This is a genomic window from Pseudomonas sp. YH-1 (assembly GCF_051990045.1).
In the GTDB taxonomy this organism is placed as follows: domain Bacteria; phylum Pseudomonadota; class Gammaproteobacteria; order Pseudomonadales; family Pseudomonadaceae; genus Pseudomonas; species Pseudomonas nicosulfuronedens.
Genome location: NZ_CP178184.1, coordinates 6,627,961 through 6,643,763, shown reverse-complemented (window position 1 = coordinate 6,643,763; position 15,803 = coordinate 6,627,961). Strand labels below are relative to the sequence as shown.

Here is a 15,803-nt window from a genome sequence, read left to right as displayed (position 1 = left end):
GTCAGGCAGTTCGCGAGCAAGCTCGCTCCTACATCGACGCATCACACAGTTCTGGGGCCAACGAGTGCTCCGACTGAGCACTCAGCGCCAGCAATCGCTCACGCTGCCCGTGCCGCTGCTGCCCTTCTGGCCCTGGGCGGTCAGGGTCAGGTGCGTGCATTTGCTGTCGGTGAAGGTCGGGTTGGCGGTCAGCGTGTAGCCGCCGTCGCTGCTGCCGCCTCCCACCGTCAGCGTATACAGGCCGGTGGGAGAGGTGACGGTGCTGCCGCTGGTGCCGGAGAGCTTCAGGTTCGCCACCGAAGCCTGGTCGGTGACGTAGCCGGATACCGAGTTGAGCGCATACCAGCGCTCCTCCTGCGAGGCCGCCTGGTTGAGCAGAGCCTGGCCTTCCGCGCGTTTGCCACGCAGCACGTATTCCTGGTAGCTGGGGTAGGCGACGGCGGCGAGGATCGCCACGATCGCCACCACCACCATGAGCTCCATCAGGGTGAAGCCTGCTTGTCGGTACTGCCTGTTCATTCCTGTTCCTTGATGTTCAGCCAGTTCTGCCGTCCGGAACTGGAACCACTGGTGGCTACGCTCACGCAGCCATCGCTGCCGCAGGCGTTGACGTTGCTGCTGCTGGCGCTGGTGCTGCCGACGGTGAAGCCGCCCTTCAGGCCGGACATCTGCAAGGCGGAGACGACACCGCCGTTGTAGAGATCGTTGTCGTCCACCACGCCGTCGTTGTTCAGGTCGAGGGTGGCGAAATCGGTGGCGCCGCCGGTGTACGGGTCGAGCGACATCAGCCAGGTGGTGACGCCGTCGGCGCAGGGATCTTCGTTGGGCGTCAGGGTGCTGGCGAGCAGCACGCCGGAGGTGGCATAGGGGTTGTTGACCACCATTTCGCCGGTGGCCGGAAGGTCCAGGTACCAGCCGTACTGCGAGACGTTGCCGCTGCTGTCGTACCAGGTGACGGCGTTGTCGCTGACGGTGCGGATGGTCTGGGTGACTGCCGTGCCGCTGTTGTCGAACGAGGTGGTGACTTCGCTCTGGGTGATGGTCTGCTGCTGCAGCTTGCTGCGGCTGAGCGTGGGCGTACTGCCGGCGGCCTCGCCTGCGGTCTGCCGGTCCCAGATGCCGTAGAGGCCCATCACCTGGGTGGTATTGGGGTCGGCGTCGTCGGACTCGATGTACTTGCCGGTGCCGAAGATCACCAGGTAGCCGGTGCCGGAGCTGTGCTTGACCAGGTAGGGGGCGCTGGTGATGGGCTGCACTTGCCCGGCGGTGGTGGTCGCGCTGTACAGCGGCGACCCGCCGAAGCCGACGCGGAAGCTGCTGGCGGTGGTGCTGGCGGTGAGGCTGCCGGAGCTGGTCAGGTCGAAGCGCCAGAGGTTGCCGTGGAGATCGCCGGCGTAGACGTAGTCGGTGATCAGGTCTCCGTTGATGTCAGCGGCGCGAGGGGTGGCCAGGCCATTGGCGGTGGTCTTGCCGTCGCTGGCGGTGAGGGCCTTGATCAGGCTGCCGTCCTTGACGTCCATCAGGTAGAGCACGGCCTTGTCGTTGGTGCCGTTGTAGCCGTTGCCCAGGATCACCGCCCAGGTGCCGTTGTGCAGCAGGCTGATGGTCGGCCGCGAGTAGGTGAAGCCCAGCTCGCTGTAATCGCTGTCGCTGTAACTCTTTTCCCAGAGCAGCTTGATATTGGCCGGGTCGGTGATGTCCAGGGCGAACAGCGCGCGGCCGCCGCCGCGCAGGGTACCGACCAGTACGGTGTGCCAGGCGTTGTCGTAGTAGACGTCGGCGGTCACCGGCGAGCCGTCCACGTAGTACTGGTGGGTGGCGCTGGTGTAGTCGCTGTCGCTCAGCTTGTAGAGGTTGCTGATCACCGCACTGGGCACGTAGGCGAAGACTTCCTTGCCGTCGGCATTGAAGGCGTGAAGCATGCCGTCGTTGGCGCCGACATAGAGACGCGTGGGACGTGCGCTCCAGGTGCTCTTGAAGGTGGTGTAGGAGGTGTCGGTGCTGCTGACGGTGGCGTTCATCAGCGAGGCCAGGCGATTGGGCGGGCCGACCAGCACTGGCGAGGAGTCGATGATGTCGCCCAGCACGGTGCTGCGGGTGCGGAACAGTGTGCCTTCGTTGCTGCGGTCACCGCGCAGGTAGGCCACGCGCTTCTCGCCATTGCTGTCGGTGACGCTGGCGAGGGTCTTGTTGAGGGTGGTCTGCTGGGCGCTGCTGAGGTTGCTCCAGGTGAAATCCTTCAGCGTGCCGGCGGTGCTGCCGGCCATCTTCACCGTGCGCGTGGACCAGGCGCTGTTGCCGCTGCCGTAGGTGCTGTCCATCACGTCCTGGGCGCTCCACACCGAGGTCTGGCTGCCGTTGGCGGTGTTCTGCAGGTACTTGATGAGGTCACCGCTCCAGTCGGTGCTGGCGAACTTCGGGGTGTAGCTGTACAGCTCGCTGTCGGCGGTGCTGCTGTCGGCGTTGAGCAGCGGCGAACTCACCAGCGCCGGCGCGGCACCGGAGTCCTCGCGCTGGGAGATGCGGTTGACCACGTTCTGCAGGGCCGAAACCAGGTCGTCGGGCGAGTCGACGCTGAAGAATTCGCCACGGGAATCGATCGCCGCGTGCCACAGGTCGTAGACGTTGTTGGCGCTGCCCGACGAAGCCGCAGGCCAGCTCAGGGTGCCGGCGGCGAGCTTGCTGTAGTCGCCCGAATAGGTGTCGCCGCCCCAGGCCGGGTTGGTCAGGCTGGTGGTCAGGCCCAGGCCGACGAAGTAGCTGACCATGTGCTGCCAGGTGGCCGGGTCGTTCTTCGGGTTCCAGTACTGGGTGGTGGCGTTGCTGTTGCTCTCGGCGATGTAGGTGCTGACGTTGTTGGCGATGTTCGGCTGGGCGTCGGTCGCCCAGTACTTGAACGCCAGGTCGGCGAGGGTATTGGAGGCGCTGTCCTTGTAGGGCGCGCGTGCGCTGTAGGCCTGGCCGTCGGGCAGGGTGCGGCTGGTGCTGTCCCAGTCGCCATGACTGCCAGCGGTGTTCCAGATGCCGTCGGTCAGTGTGATGCTGTAGCTCGCCCGGCAGCTGTACAGCGGCGTTTCGCTGCTGCCGATGGAGTAGGCGTAGGGGCTGTACTTGCCGGTGACGCTGAGCAGCGAACCAACGCGGTCGACGGCGTCCAGCAGCGGGGTGCCCTGGTTGAAGTAGATGTCCCCCAGCCATTCGAAGAACTTGGCCCGGTGCGCGCCGGAGAAGGTGCCGAGGCGGTTGTCGTAGTAGCTGGTGCTGGTGTTGCTCAGCCCACGACAGTTGTAGCTCGACAGGTACGAGCTGCTGGTGATGCAGGTATCGCTGGTGCCCAGGGCCTGCCAGCTCAGCCGGGTGTTCTCCGGCAGCGTGACGAAGGCGAGGTTGGCGCCCGATTGAGTCGCCAGCTCGCGGTTGCGATAGAAGCTGTACCAGTTGGCGAAGTTCTGTCGCTCGTCGCCGCCGTTGGCGCCGGAGGTGGAGGACACCGTCACCAGCTTGTAGCAGTTGTCGTCGTTGATGCTGCTGGTGCAACCGCTGAGTGCGGTGTTGTAGACGTAGTAGTACGCCGGCACTGCCGTCTTGGTGCGATCCGGGTAAGTGGTGGTGGTCGTCAGGGTGGTCGTCGCGGTCGACGTCACCGTGTAGGTGGTGGTCTTGCCACTGGTGGTGTAGGAGCAGCTGGCGGTGGAGTAGCTGACGGCGGTGGTGGTACTGGAGGTGCTGCCGTCACTGTTGGTGGTGGTCGAACCGGTGCTGGATTTCGGGTTGGTGATGGTCGCGGTGCAGCTGTTGCTCTTGGCGGTGACGGTATAGGTGCCGCCGCCGGTGAGCGAGGCTGATTTGCCGGTGGAGGTCGTCGAGCCGCTGACGCTGCTCGTGCTGCTGGTGCTGGACGAGGTGCTGCTCGAACTGAAGTCCGAGGAGGGGTTCGCCGCCAGGTAATAGACCTTGTCGGGACTGCTGTAGGAGCTGTAGCCGGTGTAGGTCCAGTAGGTGCTGTCGGTGGTCGCCCGCGCGGTGTCGTATTCCCAGGAAACCTTGTAAGCCGAGCTCAGGTCCAGGCTGCCCTTGGCGCTCTTGAAGCCGTTCACGTAGGCCGCGGTGAAGCTGGTGGTCAGCGGCGTGTAGGTGGTGACGGCATTGCTGTAGAGGACGTTGTAGGGCGCCTGGTAGGTGACGTTGGGGTTGTAGTACAGCGGGTTGAAGGTCGACGACTTGGCGCGCCGGCTGGTGCGGATCTGGTCCGCCGTATAGCCGTTGTAGGTGGCGTTGGTCGTGGGGTTGAGGCCGTCCGGCGCGAAGCTCCAGCGCATGCTGTTGGAGTTGTCGATGGTCACCATGATGTTCGGCGCCACGCCCTCGGTGAGGAACAGTGGTTGCTGGCTCAGGGTCAGTGTCGCGGCGTCGGTGGGCAGCGCGGTGGCCAGCAGCAGGCCGCCGAACAGGAACAGCAGGAAGGGCTGGGCGGGACGTCGGCTCACGTCAGGCTCCTCAGTAGTAACGGCGGATGGTGACGGTCTGCAGCACGCTCATCAGGCGCTGCCCGTCGGCGCGGGCGGCGGCGCTCACCCGGTAGTAGTGCGGCCCGCGGCCCTGGGAGCGCTCGTCGGGGTCGGTGATCTGCACGTTGCCGTTGGAGTCAGCCGGGTCGAAGGCGATGTAGGCGGCGTTCCAGCGTGGCACCGGGTCGAAGGTGGAACTGCCGTCCATGCCCAGGTAGGCGATGGAGGTGGCGTCGCTGCTCCACCAGTCGGCACTGGCCTTGGCGTTGGAGGAATACTTGTCGCTGACCAGGATGCACAGGTTGGCGTGCTGCGCGACGCTGGAGGTGCAGTTCGCCGAACCCTGGTCCAGGTTGGTCTGCGCTGCCAGCCGGCGTTCGCCTTCGCGTAGCGCCGACTCGGCAGCGGCCCGCGAATGCTGCTGTTCACTGAGGTTGCCGATGATGCGAGTCTCGGTGGTGGTGCTGCGCATGCTGCTCAGGGCGATCAGGGTACCGAGCAGCAGCATTACCAGGGCGATGACCAGCGTGGCGCCGCGTTGGGTGCGCCGATTGTGATTGGGCTTCATGGCATCAGGTTCCGCAGCATCACGCTGCCTTGGGCGATCTGGTAGACGTAGGCGGTGTTCTCGCTGAGGGTCGCGCCGCTGAGGGTTTTCCAGCGGCTGGCGACGTCGCTGCTCATGCCGCCACGGGTCGACGCGCCCGTGGCAAGCAAGGCCGCGTAGCTGATCGCCTGGCTGTCATCGGTGCTGGTGGGCAAGGTGAACAGGGCAAAGCCCGCCACGCCCTTGATCAGGGCCTGCTCGCTGGCGCCCTGCGCGGTGCAGGTGAGGGTGCCGTCGCCCGGCGTGCTGCCCGCGACATAGCTGATGCGCGTGAGCACGCGTGTGCCGCGCGGGACGAAGGCGCCCAGGCAGTCGTACTGATTGCCATTGGAACCGGCGACTTCCGTGGTGCTGTCGCTGGCGCCCTGGTAGCGCAGGCAGACACCCTTGCCGTCGCTGCTGGCCTGGTAGGTCTGGCCAGCCTTGAATGACGGGCAACCGTTGCTGCTGGCGAGTGCCGGGAAGGCCACCTCCAGGCCGTCCTGGGGCAGGTAACGGTACCCGGTGCGAGCCAGTTGCTGGTCCAGCAGCAGGAGCGTGTAGCGAGCATTTTCCTGGTTGCCCAATTGCCCCTGCTGGAACTGGAAGTGCGCCTTGTTGTTGATGTACAGCTCGGTGGCGCCGAGGATCAGCAGGCTGCCGATGGCCAGGGCGACCATCAGCTCGACCAGGGACAGGCCCGCCTGGCGCGGGGGGAGTCCTTGTGCGGGGAACGTTCGTGCAGACATGCCGGACCTCAGAGTTCGCCGCGCAGGCGGTAGATGCACAGGTTGTTGTCGCATTGCCCGCTGGGGTCCTTCCAGGCCAGCTGGATCAGCACGGCGGAGCTGGCGTCGTTGCTGCACGCGCCGTCGGACTGGCTGGGGCAGATGGTGAAGTTGGCGCTGAGGATCGAGCTGGTCACCGGTAGTGTTGCCTGCACCGCTTGCAGCCAGCAGGCGAGGTCGGCCTTCGCCACGTCGGAGCCGCCATTGCCGCGCTCGCGGGTGGCGCAATCGCTGCGCGAGGAGGAGCCGAAGGCGCTACCGGCGACCTTGTAATAGGCCGAGCTGCTGCTGAATTTGTGGGTGCTGCTGAGGGCGTCCTTGGGGTTGCTGCGCATCTGCTCCAGCAGTTGCTGGGCGAGCATGATCGCTTCGTTGCGCTGCACCGCATCCTGGGTGTAGCGCAGGCTCTTGCCCTGCAAGGCCGCCATGCCCAGGGCGCCGACGCTGACCAGCAACAGGCTGATCAGCACTTCCAGGAGGCTGAACCCGCCTTGCTGGTGATTCATGAGGAGCACTCCGTGGTGGTGCTGGTGATCTGTCCGCTGCTGGAAATGCTCAACAGACGGCCGCTGCTGCTGCCGCTGCCAGGGCACAAGCGGATAGTCTGCGCGGCGCCACTGAGCGTGCCGGCGGCGCGGAAGGTCAGGCTGTTGGCGCTGCCAGTCGCGGTCACCGCGCTGCCGCCGTTGATGCCCTCGCTGCCATAGCTGCGCAGGGTTTCGCTGCTGGTCGCGACGCTCAGTGCGCCGACCCAGTTGCCGTCGCTGGCGCTGACCGTCACGGCGCTGGCACGGGTGATGGCTTCGCTGCGGGCGTACTGCAGCAAGTGGGTCAGCTCCCCGCTGGCGGCATCGACCTTGTTGCGCTGGATCAGGTCGCCGAACATTGGCGCGGCCAGGGTCGAGAGGATGGCCAGGACGGCCAGGGTGACCATCAGTTCGACCAGGGTGAAGCCTGGGCTGGGGGCGTTTGCCGGCATGGCAGGTTCCGACGTTGAGCCGGAAATCCCCGGCGAATGCCGCGCAGGGATACGCGATGCGTGTATGGGGAATTTAGAGGTTGTGTATCAACGCTGAGATAAAGGAGCAGGCGGTCGAAATGCGTGTATGAATGGTCTGTCAGGTGACGACAGGTGCCCCCCCGCACTGGCGTCCGGCAACGGCCGTTTTTGTAGGATCGAGCTTGCTCGCGAGCACGGGTTTGCCTGATGCATGGGCATCAGGCGGTTCGCGAGCAAGCTTGCTCCTACAGAGGGGGATGGGCTCTAGCACTCCCTGGCAGAAAAAAGCCCCGCTGATGCGGGGCTTTTTCGTTCAGTGCGCCGGGACAGGCGCGCCAGCTTCGGCGGGCTTCTTGTCCGGCTTGGCCAGCAAGGTATACACGCAGGGCAGCACGAACAGGGTGAAGAGCGTGCCGACGCTCATGCCGGTAGCGATCACCACGCCGATGTCGAAACGGCTCACCGCGCCGGCGCCGGTGGCGAACAGTAGCGGAGTGACGCCCAGCACCATCGCCGCGGTGGTCATCAGCACCGGGCGCAGGCGGATCGCCGCGGCTTCCTCCACCGCCTCGCGCACCGACAACCCGCGCTCCTGACGCAACTGATTGGCGAACTCGACGATGAGGATGCCGTGCTTGCTGATCAGCCCGATCAGCGTCACCAGTCCCACCTGGGTATAGATGTTCAGGCTCGACAGGCCGAGGAACAGCGGGATCAGCGCCCCGCAGATCGACAGCGGCACGGTGACCATGATCACCAGCGGATCGCGGAAGCTCTCGAACTGCGCCGCCAATACCAGGAAGATCACCGCCAGTGCCAGGGCGAAGGTGATCATCAGCGCGCTGCCTTCCTGCACGAACTGCCGCGAGGCGCCGGCGTAGTCGAAGGAGAAGCCGCGCGGCGATTCTTCCGCGGCGATGCCGCGCACCGTTTCGATGGCCTCGCCCATGCTGACCATCGGCACGCCGGAGATGATCGCCGAGTTGAGCTGCTGGAACTGGTTGAGCTGGCGCGGGCGCGCGCGCTCGTGGAAGGTCACCAGGGTCGACAGCGAGATCAGCTGGCCACTCTGGCTCTTCACGTAGTAGTTGTTCAGCCAGCTCGGGTTGTCACGGTAGGCGCGCTCGACCTGCGCAATCACCTTGTAGCTGCGCCCGTCGATGGTGAAGCGGTTGATCTCGCCTTCACCCAGCAACGCGCCCAGGGACACACCCAGGTCCTGCATGCTGACGCCCATCTGCGCGGCCTTGGCGCGGTCGATATCGACCACCAGTTCGGGCTTGTCGAAGGCCAGGTCGAGGTCGAGGAAGGCGAACTTGCCCGACTCTTCCGCGCGCTTCTTCACCCGCTCGGCCACCTGCAGCAGCGACTGGTAGTCGCTGGCGGTGTTGATCACGAACTGGAACGGCAGGCCCTCGCCGGTACCCGGCAGCGATGGCAGGTTGAAGCCGAAGATCTGCAGGCCGGGAATCTTGTCCAGCTCGCCCTGTACCGCGTGCAGCAGCTCCATCTGGCTGCGCTCGCGCTCATCCCAGGGCTTGAGCAGCATGCCGCCAATGCCGGTCTGCACGCCGTTGTAGCCGTTGATCTGGAACGCCGAATAATACTCGGGGAACTTGCGGAAGATGCCCTCGAACTCGGCGGTGTACTTCGACAGGTAGTCGAGGTTCGCCGTCTGCGGCGCGTTGGCCATGATGAAGACGATGCCCTGGTCTTCCTCCGGCGCCAGTTCCTTGTGGGTGAACATCATCAGCAACGGGATGATCGCCAGGACCAGCAGGGCAAAGACGATCACCACCGGCCGGCTGTTCAGCGTGCCGTGCAGGGCGCGCTGGTAGCGCCCTTTGAGGCCTTCGAAGATCAGGTCCAGGCGATGGGCCAGGCCGCTGGGATTCTCGTCGTGGCGCAGCAGGCGCGAGCACATCATCGGTGACAGGGTCAGCGCGACGATGCCGGAAATGATCACCGCGCCGGCCAGGGTGAAGGCGAACTCCTTGAACAGCGCGCCGGTGAGGCCGCTGAGGAAACCGATGGGCGCGTACACGGCGGCCAGGGTGATGGTCATGGTCACCACCGGCACGGCGATCTCCCGCGCGCCCTCGATGGCGCCCTGGAACGGCGACTTGCCCTCCTCGATGTGGCGGTGGATGTTCTCCACCACCACGATGGCGTCGTCCACCACCAGGCCGATGGCGAGCACCATGGCCAGCAGCGTCAGCAGGTTGATCGAGTAGCCCATCATCTGCATGAAGAACAGCACGCCGATCATCGACAGCGGAATGGTCACCACCGGGATGATCACTGAGCGGAACGCGCCGAGGAACAGGAACACCACCACGATGACGATCAGGATCGCCTCGCCCAGGGTCTTCACCACTTCGTCGATGGAGGCCTGGATGAAGCGCGTGGCGTCGTAGGCGATGGACACTTGCAGGCCGGGCGGCAGCTGCTCTTCCAGCTCCGGCATCTTGGCGCGGACTTCCTTGATCACGTCCAGCGGGTTGGAGCTGGGCGTGCCCTTGATGCCGATGTACACCGAGGGGATACCGTTGAACGAGCTGACCGCGTCGTAGCTCGCTGCGCCCAGTTCGATGCGCGCCACGTCACCCATCAGCACGCGTCGATCACCCGCCGTCTTCAGCGGGATGGCGGCGAAGGCTTCCGGGGATTTCAGGTCGGTGGTGGCGTTCACCGAGGTGACCACCAGCTCGCCCTTCACCTCGCCGGCGGCGGAGAGGAAGTTGTATTCGCGCACCGCGCTGGCCACGTCCCCGGCGGTGACGCCGTAGGCCGCCATCTTCACCGGGTCCAGCCACAGGCGCATGGCGAACACCTGGTTGCCGAGGATCTCGGCCTCGGAGATACCCGGCAGGGTGGCGAGCTTGGGCTGGATCACCCGCGACAGGTAGTCGGTGATCTGCGGGTTGTTCATCTGCTCGCTGAAGAAGCTGATGTACATCAGCGCCGAGGCGTCGGCGGCTTCCTTGTCGAGGACCGGGTCCTCGGCATCCGGCGGCAGTTGGGTCTTCACTTCGCCGATCTTCGACAGCAGCTCGGTCACCAGGCGATCGGTGTTGGCGCCGATGTGCGCGTAGATCGAGATCACCGAGTAATTCTGCCGGCTCACCGAGGTCATGTAGTCGATGCCTTCGGCGCTGGCGAGACTCTGTTGCAGCGGCTGGGTGATGTAGCCCTGGATGGTTTCGGCGTTGGCGCCGGCATAGAAGGTGGTGACGGTGATCAGCGCGTTTTCCATCTGCGGGTATTCGCGGATCACCAGCTTGCTGAAGGCCTGCATGCCGAGCAGGACGATCAGCAGGCTGACCACGGTCGCCAGCACGGGGCGACGGATAAAGGGATCGGTGAAGCCCATAAGCTCAATCCTTTGTGTTCGGATTTGCTGCGCGTCGGCCATGCGGCGTTGGAGTGGTACGTCGAAATGCTCATTGGCTGAAGCATTCGCCGTCTCTTCGCCTTGCCTGGCTCCAGCTCGCTAAATCCGGGGTAGAGCAGTTGTATCTGGTTACCCTCGGCCAAAGGCGAGGGTACTGTTATGCGATTACTGCGGGTCCTTGACGATGGCGACGGCGGTGCCGTTGTCCAGCTTGAGCTGGCCGGAGGTCACGACCTCTTCGCCGGCCTTCAGGCCCTCAAGGATCACCACGCTGCCTTCGCGGCGCTCGCCGGTCTTCACGAAGCGGCGTTCGACTTCCAGCTTCCTCTGCGACGATTCCGTGACCTGGGTCTGGCTGGTGCTCGCCACGTCGGCGTCCTTGTCATCCGCTTTCTTCTTCTGCGGCACCACCACGTACACCGAGTTGCCGTACAGGGTGAAGGCCACCGCGGTCTCCGGGACGATCACGCGCGGCGCGCTGTCGGGTAGCTGCACTTCCAGGTTGGCGAACATGCCCGGCAGCAGCTTGCCGTCGGGGTTGGCCATGCTGGCGCGGACCAGCAGGTTGCGCGTCTGGTTGTCCACGCGCGGGCTGATGGCGTCGATCTGCGCGTCGAAGCTCTGGCCCGGATAGGCCGCCACGCGCACCACCACTTTTTGCCCGCGCTTGAGCAATGGGAAGTCCTGTTCGGGCAGGAAGAAGTCCACCTGCAGGGTCGAGAGGTCCTGCAGGGTGACGATCTCGGTGCCGGGGGACACGTAGTCGCCGACGTCCACCTGGCGGATGCCGATGGTGCCGGAGAAGGGCGCGAGGATGCGCTTCTTGTCCAGGCTCGCCTTGAGCTGGGCGACGGTGGCGGTGGAGCGGTTCAGCTGGGCGGCGAGGCGATCGTACTCGCTCTTGGAGATCGCCTGGCGTCCCACCAGGCTCTTGCCGCGCTCGTATTCGACCTGGGCCAGCCCGAGGTCGGCCTCGGCGGTGCGCAGGGTGGCCTGCTCGACGTCGGATTCGAGCTGCACCACCGGCTGGCCGATCTTGACCTTTTCGCCGGAGACGAACTGCACCGCGCTCACCGTGCCGGAGACTTCGGCGGTCAGGGTCACACCCTGGATGGCGCGCAGGGTGCCGATGGCCGCCAGGCGGCTCTGCCAGTCGCGTTGTTCGGCCAAGGTTGCGTTCACGCTCACCGGCGGGCGCGGTGCCGAGAACATGGCGATCTGTTTCTTGATGGAGAGGTATTTCGAGCCGGCGAGCACCGCGACGATGACGGCAACTACGCCCAGCATGATCAGCATGCGGCGCAACATCTTCCTGTTCCTTGGTACGTGCCTGGCAGCAATCGGGCGCGATCGCTCGCCCACAATTTACCGGGCGGCCTTCCGTTCGCGCAGATATCGATCAGGCTTTGAAGCCGATACGTGGGACGCCCCATTGCGGGGCGGAATTGCGCACCTTATTCCTAGTTCATGGGAGAGTCAAAGGGCTGCGTTTACAAGACGTTTCCCGCAAAAGTTAAGGGTTTACGAGCAATACGCGCTGAATCGGTGCAGCAAGGATCATGGAGGGAGTCGCCACATCCCTGTGGCGGAAGAGGATCAGGCGCTGAGCTTGCGGGTGACGTCGGCGATCTCGCCGGAGAGACCGTGCAGGTGGCGACTGGCGCCCTGGGTACGCACCACGTTTTCCTCGTTGGTGGCGCCGATAGCGGTGATCTCGGTGAGGTTGCGCGAGATGTCCTCGGCGACCGAGGTCTGTTCCTCGGCGGCGGTGGCGATCTGGCGGTTCATGTCGCGGATCGCTTCCACTGCCAGGGTGATGCTGCGCAGCACTTCGCCGGCCTGGGTGACGCGCTCCACGCCCTGTTCGCTGCGGGTCTGGCCGTTCTCGATGGCGCGCAGGGCGTTCACCGAGCCGGTCTGTACGGTGTCGATGATCTGATGGATCTCGGCGGTGGACTCGGCGGTACGCTGGGCCAGGGTGCGGACCTCATCGGCGACCACGGCGAAACCACGGCCTGCCTCACCGGCGCGGGCGGCCTCGATGGCGGCGTTCAGGGCCAGCAGGTTGGTCTGGTCGGCGATGCCACGGATCACTTCCAGGACCTTGCCGATGCGGCCGCTGTCGCTTTCCAGGCGTCGGATGACTTCGGCAGTGTTGGCGATCTCGTTGCTCATCTCGGTGATGGTGACGATGGTGGTCTTCATCACCTCGCCGCCTTCCTGGGCGTGCTGGTCGGCATCGTCGGCGGCACGCGCGGCGTCGGAAGCGTGGCGCGCGACTTCCTGGGCGGTGGCGGACATCTCGTGCATCGCCGTGGCCACCTGGTCGGTGCGCGAGAACTGCTCGCGGGTACCCTCGGCCATCAGGGTGGCGATGGCGTTCAGCTCGCCGCTCGCGGTGTCCAGTTCGGTGGTGCTGTGCTTGAGGCGGGTGAAGGTTTCGGCGAGGAAATCGCGCAGGGTGTTGGCGGCGCGGGCCAGGCGGCCCAGTTCATCGCGGCGGCTGGCGTCGACGCGCTCGCCGAAGTTGCCTTCGCTGAGCTGGGCGATGTGCTCGATCAGGCGGGCGATCGGACCGATCAGGTTGCGGTTGACCAGCCACAGGCTGAGCAGGCCCAGCACCAGGCCGGAGATCAGCAGGATCAGGCTGCCGCCGATGACGGTGCCGTGGGCGCTGGCAGAAATGTTCTTGGCTTCGTCCTGGGCGTCGCGGTGCAGGCTGTCCACCAGGGCGGCCATCTGGTCGCTGGCGGCACGGTCGATGCCTTTCACGGCGGCGTCACCGGCGCGCGGGTCGCTGCCGGCGGCGAGGTAGGCGTCGCGGCCCTTGCGGTAGGCCTGCCCGAGCTGGCGGTGCTCATCGCGCAGGCGCGTTACCTGGGCCTTGAGCTGCGGGTCGTCGCTGGCGTTCTGTTCCAGGCGGCCGAGCACGTCCTGCACGGCGCGCTCCTGGTCCTCGAACTGGCCCCAGTATTTGTTGAGGTCAGCTGGTTGCTGGCCGCGCAGGAGCACGTTCTTCCATTCCTGAACCTGGACTTTGAAGGCCAGGTTGGCCTGGTCGACCAGTTGCGAGGATTGCAGCGGGCCGTCCAGCAGGCGTTGGTAGGCACCCACGCTGCCGGACAGGAAGTGGAAGCAGGCGAGGGCGATCAGCAGCACAAGCAGCAGGCTGCCGCCCAGCAGCGAAAGGATCTGGGTACGCAAGGAAGTGTTGGGGGACATCGTGGGTACGCCTCTAAGACGCAAGGTGGGAATCGGTCAGTCTTTGCATCGGCCGCACCCGCACCTTCCGTAGTGCCGGCAGACGAGTGGTAGGGTTGTGCGGCCGCTCTGGTACGGGCGTTCAGGCCAGGTGCAGGTGGTTGTCCCAGAAGGCCGGCGGCAGGTCCAGCGGTGTGCCGGCGATGCGTTCCTGGCGGCAGTCGTAGACACGGCAGCGGCCCTGGCCGGAGGTGACGACGAAGCCGTCCTTCACTGCGCCGACACCGGCGCAGTCGGGCAGGGGCGCGTCCAGGCGCACGGCACCGGAGTCCAGGTCCCAGATGAAGAAGCGGTTGCCGCGCGGAGCGGTCAAGGCGACCAGTCGCAGCTCGTTGTGCACGGCGACGCTGGCGGTGTACTGGGTCATTGCCAGGCGTTGCTCGTCGGCCAGCGGGAACGGCTGGAACGGCTGGCCGGGGCGCTTGATGGCGAGCAGGTCGGCGCGGTCGTGGGCATCGCCCATGTACTGCTGGCCGGCGACGATGGTGCCGTCCTCGGCGATGGCGAGGTGCCGCACGCTGTTCATCTGCTGCGGCAGGGTTTCCTTGGAGATCAGCGACCCGTCGCGGCGCATCAGCACCAGGCTCGGTTCCATGGCGTCGAGGTTCATCTCCACGCGGCTTTCGGCTTCGGTACGAATGCCGCCGTTGGCCACCACCAGGGTCTCGCCGTCGGGCATCCAGGACACCTGGTGCGGGCCGAGACCGTGGGTGGAAACCTCACCGGTGTGGCTCAGGCGCTCGCCGTCGAAGCGGTACACGCCGAGCAGGCCGCGCCCGGGATCGGTGGTGTCGTTCTCGGTGGCATAGAGCCACTCGCCGTCCTTGTGCCATACGCCATGGCCGTAGAAATGCCGGTCGGTTTGCGAGTCGAGGGTCTGCAGCAGACGGCCGTCGTTCAGGTCGATCAGGTAGCTCTGCCGGCCCGGCCGACGGGCGACGAACAGCGCCAGCGGCAGGCTGGGGTGCTGCACCACATCGTGGCAGCGCAGGCCGACTTCGGTGGCGAACGCGCAACTGCCGTCCAGGCGATAGCCCACGGCGTAGTGCTTGCCATCCGCGTCGTCACGGGCGGACAGCACCAGGGGCTCCTTGCCCTTGCGTGACAGCGTCCAGCCGCCGAAGGTCAGGGCGCCGAGCAGCAGGCTGCCCAGGCCGATCACGTGACGTCGCAACATGGCGTTCACCTCGTTGGTTCTCGATCAGTCGCCGTCGTTGGCGTTGAAGCCGAGTTGTACGCCCAACGCCTTCGCCAGGTCGCCTTCGTGCAGGCGATGGACGACGTTGAGGCTGTCGTACAGGTCGTTCAGCTGCTTGATGCCGGCCTCGTTCTTGAGCAGTTCGCTCAGCGGCTGGTTGATGGCTTTCAGCTTGCCGTGAACGTCGGCGTAGGCGGCGTCGATCTTGCCGGCCAGTTCTTTCTGCTCGGCCGGCAGCAGGGCGCGCAGGCCCTTCTTGTCGGTGCCGTCCCACAGCGCCTGGGCGCCGGTCAGGCTGGAGTCCAGGCTCGCCAGCGACATGTCGCTGCGCCAGCCCTCGGCCTGGAACGGCTGGGGGATGCCCTTGCTCTGGCGACCCAGCGGGGTGCCGAGCTTCTTCTTCAGCATGTCCAGCGCGGTGACCTGCACGCGCAGCAGTTCGGCGATGGCCTCGTGGGCATCGGCGTAGCGGTCGTTGGGAAACTTGGAGAGCTGGGCGAGCATGCCGCCGTCCTGCTTCCACTGCGCCAGGATGTTCTCCGCCAGGGCCTGCTGGTGGCTGCCGATGGCTTCCAGCAGCGGGCAGTAGCGCGCCTTGGTCTCGGCGTTGGCCAGGTCGATCTTGGCGTCGTAGAGAATGTATTCGTAAGCGGTCAGTCCCTGGACCACGACGCTGGACTTATCCAGGGTCGCCGGGGAAATCGCGTTGCCGCTGCTCAGCAGTTGCTCGACCTGGCGTGCCACGAGGTTCTTCTTGTCCGGCCAGAACTGCACTTGCCAGGAGCGGTTGCCCTCGGCCAGCGGGCCGACCAGCAGCGGCTGCAGCTCGGCCCAGGCCTTCTGCGCGGTCATGAAGTCGGCGCGCGCCTTGGTCAGGTCTTCCTTGCCCTGGCAGTAGGCCAGGGCGCTGGCGGCCAGCGCGCGGTCGGCGTCGACCCAGCGGCTGTAGGTCGGCAGGATCACCTGCTGGGCCAGCGTGGCGCTGGTGGTGGCCTGCGGATCGGTGGGCGAGCAGGCGCCCAGGGCGATGGCGAGGCTGGTGATCAGAAGTCGGGGGCGGAACATGGT

At 65.7% G+C, this 15,803-nt stretch carries 11 protein-coding genes; all 11 read right to left on the bottom strand.

The annotated features are described in order from the left end of the window. Positions 1-81: 81 nt before the first annotated feature. The gene (locus ACKI1H_RS30800; RefSeq protein ID WP_138522342.1) at positions 82-519 is read right to left on the bottom strand and encodes a type IV pilin protein; all 438 of its coding nucleotides are present in this window, start codon (positions 517-519) and stop codon (positions 82-84) included. Beyond that, positions 516-4,487 carry a pilus assembly protein gene (locus tag ACKI1H_RS30795; protein WP_138522340.1) on the bottom strand — a complete coding sequence of 1,324 codons (3,972 nt, stop codon included), beginning with the start codon at positions 4,485-4,487 and terminating at the stop codon, positions 516-518. The genes ACKI1H_RS30800 and ACKI1H_RS30795 overlap by 4 nt, the downstream gene beginning before the upstream one ends. A gap of 10 nt (positions 4,488-4,497) precedes the next feature. Further along, the gene (locus ACKI1H_RS30790) at positions 4,498-5,076 is read right to left on the bottom strand and encodes a pilus assembly PilX family protein (RefSeq protein WP_440467294.1); all 579 of its coding nucleotides are present in this window, start codon (positions 5,074-5,076) and stop codon (positions 4,498-4,500) included. Next, positions 5,073-5,843 carry a PilW family protein gene (locus ACKI1H_RS30785; protein ID WP_171049475.1) on the bottom strand — a complete coding sequence of 257 codons (771 nt, stop codon included), beginning with the start codon at positions 5,841-5,843 and terminating at the stop codon, positions 5,073-5,075. Before ACKI1H_RS30785 ends, ACKI1H_RS30790 begins: the two co-directional genes overlap by 4 nt. Before the next feature lie 8 nt (positions 5,844-5,851). Then, positions 5,852-6,388, bottom strand: a complete 537-nt coding sequence (gene pilV, locus ACKI1H_RS30780) for a type IV pilus modification protein PilV (protein WP_138522334.1) — start codon at positions 6,386-6,388, stop codon at positions 5,852-5,854. Next, entirely contained in the window at positions 6,385-6,861 is a 477-nt protein-coding gene (locus ACKI1H_RS30775) for a GspH/FimT family pseudopilin (RefSeq protein ID WP_138522399.1), read from the bottom strand. Before ACKI1H_RS30775 ends, pilV begins: the two co-directional genes overlap by 4 nt. Positions 6,862-7,195: 334 nt before the next feature. Further along, positions 7,196-10,255, bottom strand: a complete 3,060-nt coding sequence (locus ACKI1H_RS30770; RefSeq protein WP_138522332.1) for a multidrug efflux RND transporter permease subunit — start codon at positions 10,253-10,255, stop codon at positions 7,196-7,198. 186 nt (positions 10,256-10,441) lie between these two features. Beyond that, complete coding sequence (locus ACKI1H_RS30765) at positions 10,442-11,584, bottom strand: efflux RND transporter periplasmic adaptor subunit (protein ID WP_138522330.1); 1,143 nt, start codon at positions 11,582-11,584, stop codon at positions 10,442-10,444. A gap of 288 nt (positions 11,585-11,872) precedes the next feature. Further along, complete coding sequence (locus tag ACKI1H_RS30760; RefSeq protein ID WP_440467293.1) at positions 11,873-13,498, bottom strand: methyl-accepting chemotaxis protein; 1,626 nt, start codon at positions 13,496-13,498, stop codon at positions 11,873-11,875. A 121-nt stretch (positions 13,499-13,619) separates the two neighbouring features. Further along, on the bottom strand, positions 13,620-14,714 hold the full coding sequence (locus ACKI1H_RS30755) for a DUF1513 domain-containing protein (RefSeq protein ID WP_440467292.1): 1,095 nt from the start codon (positions 14,712-14,714) through the stop codon (positions 13,620-13,622). A 24-nt stretch (positions 14,715-14,738) separates the two neighbouring features. Next, complete coding sequence (locus tag ACKI1H_RS30750) at positions 14,739-15,800, bottom strand: imelysin family protein (RefSeq protein ID WP_440467291.1); 1,062 nt, start codon at positions 15,798-15,800, stop codon at positions 14,739-14,741. Positions 15,801-15,803 lie beyond the last annotated feature (3 nt).

Excerpts from the sequence above, each read along its gene's own strand:
- ACKI1H_RS30800 (WP_138522342.1), bottom strand. The coding sequence starts at position 519 with ATGAACAGGCAGTACCGACAAGCAGGCTTCACCCTGATGGAGCTCATG.
- ACKI1H_RS30790 (WP_440467294.1), bottom strand. The coding sequence starts at position 5,076 with ATGAAGCCCAATCACAATCGGCGCACCCAACGCGGCGCCACGCTGGTC.
- ACKI1H_RS30785 (WP_171049475.1), bottom strand. The coding sequence starts at position 5,843 with ATGTCTGCACGAACGTTCCCCGCACAAGGACTCCCCCCGCGCCAGGCG.
- pilV (WP_138522334.1), bottom strand. The coding sequence starts at position 6,388 with ATGAATCACCAGCAAGGCGGGTTCAGCCTCCTGGAAGTGCTGATCAGC.
- ACKI1H_RS30775 (WP_138522399.1), bottom strand. The coding sequence starts at position 6,861 with ATGCCGGCAAACGCCCCCAGCCCAGGCTTCACCCTGGTCGAACTGATG.
- ACKI1H_RS30770 (WP_138522332.1), bottom strand. The coding sequence starts at position 10,255 with ATGGGCTTCACCGATCCCTTTATCCGTCGCCCCGTGCTGGCGACCGTG.
- ACKI1H_RS30765 (WP_138522330.1), bottom strand. The coding sequence starts at position 11,584 with ATGTTGCGCCGCATGCTGATCATGCTGGGCGTAGTTGCCGTCATCGTC.
- ACKI1H_RS30760 (WP_440467293.1), bottom strand. The coding sequence starts at position 13,498 with ATGTCCCCCAACACTTCCTTGCGTACCCAGATCCTTTCGCTGCTGGGC.
- ACKI1H_RS30755 (WP_440467292.1), bottom strand. The coding sequence starts at position 14,714 with ATGTTGCGACGTCACGTGATCGGCCTGGGCAGCCTGCTGCTCGGCGCC.
- ACKI1H_RS30750 (WP_440467291.1), bottom strand. The coding sequence starts at position 15,800 with ATGTTCCGCCCCCGACTTCTGATCACCAGCCTCGCCATCGCCCTGGGC.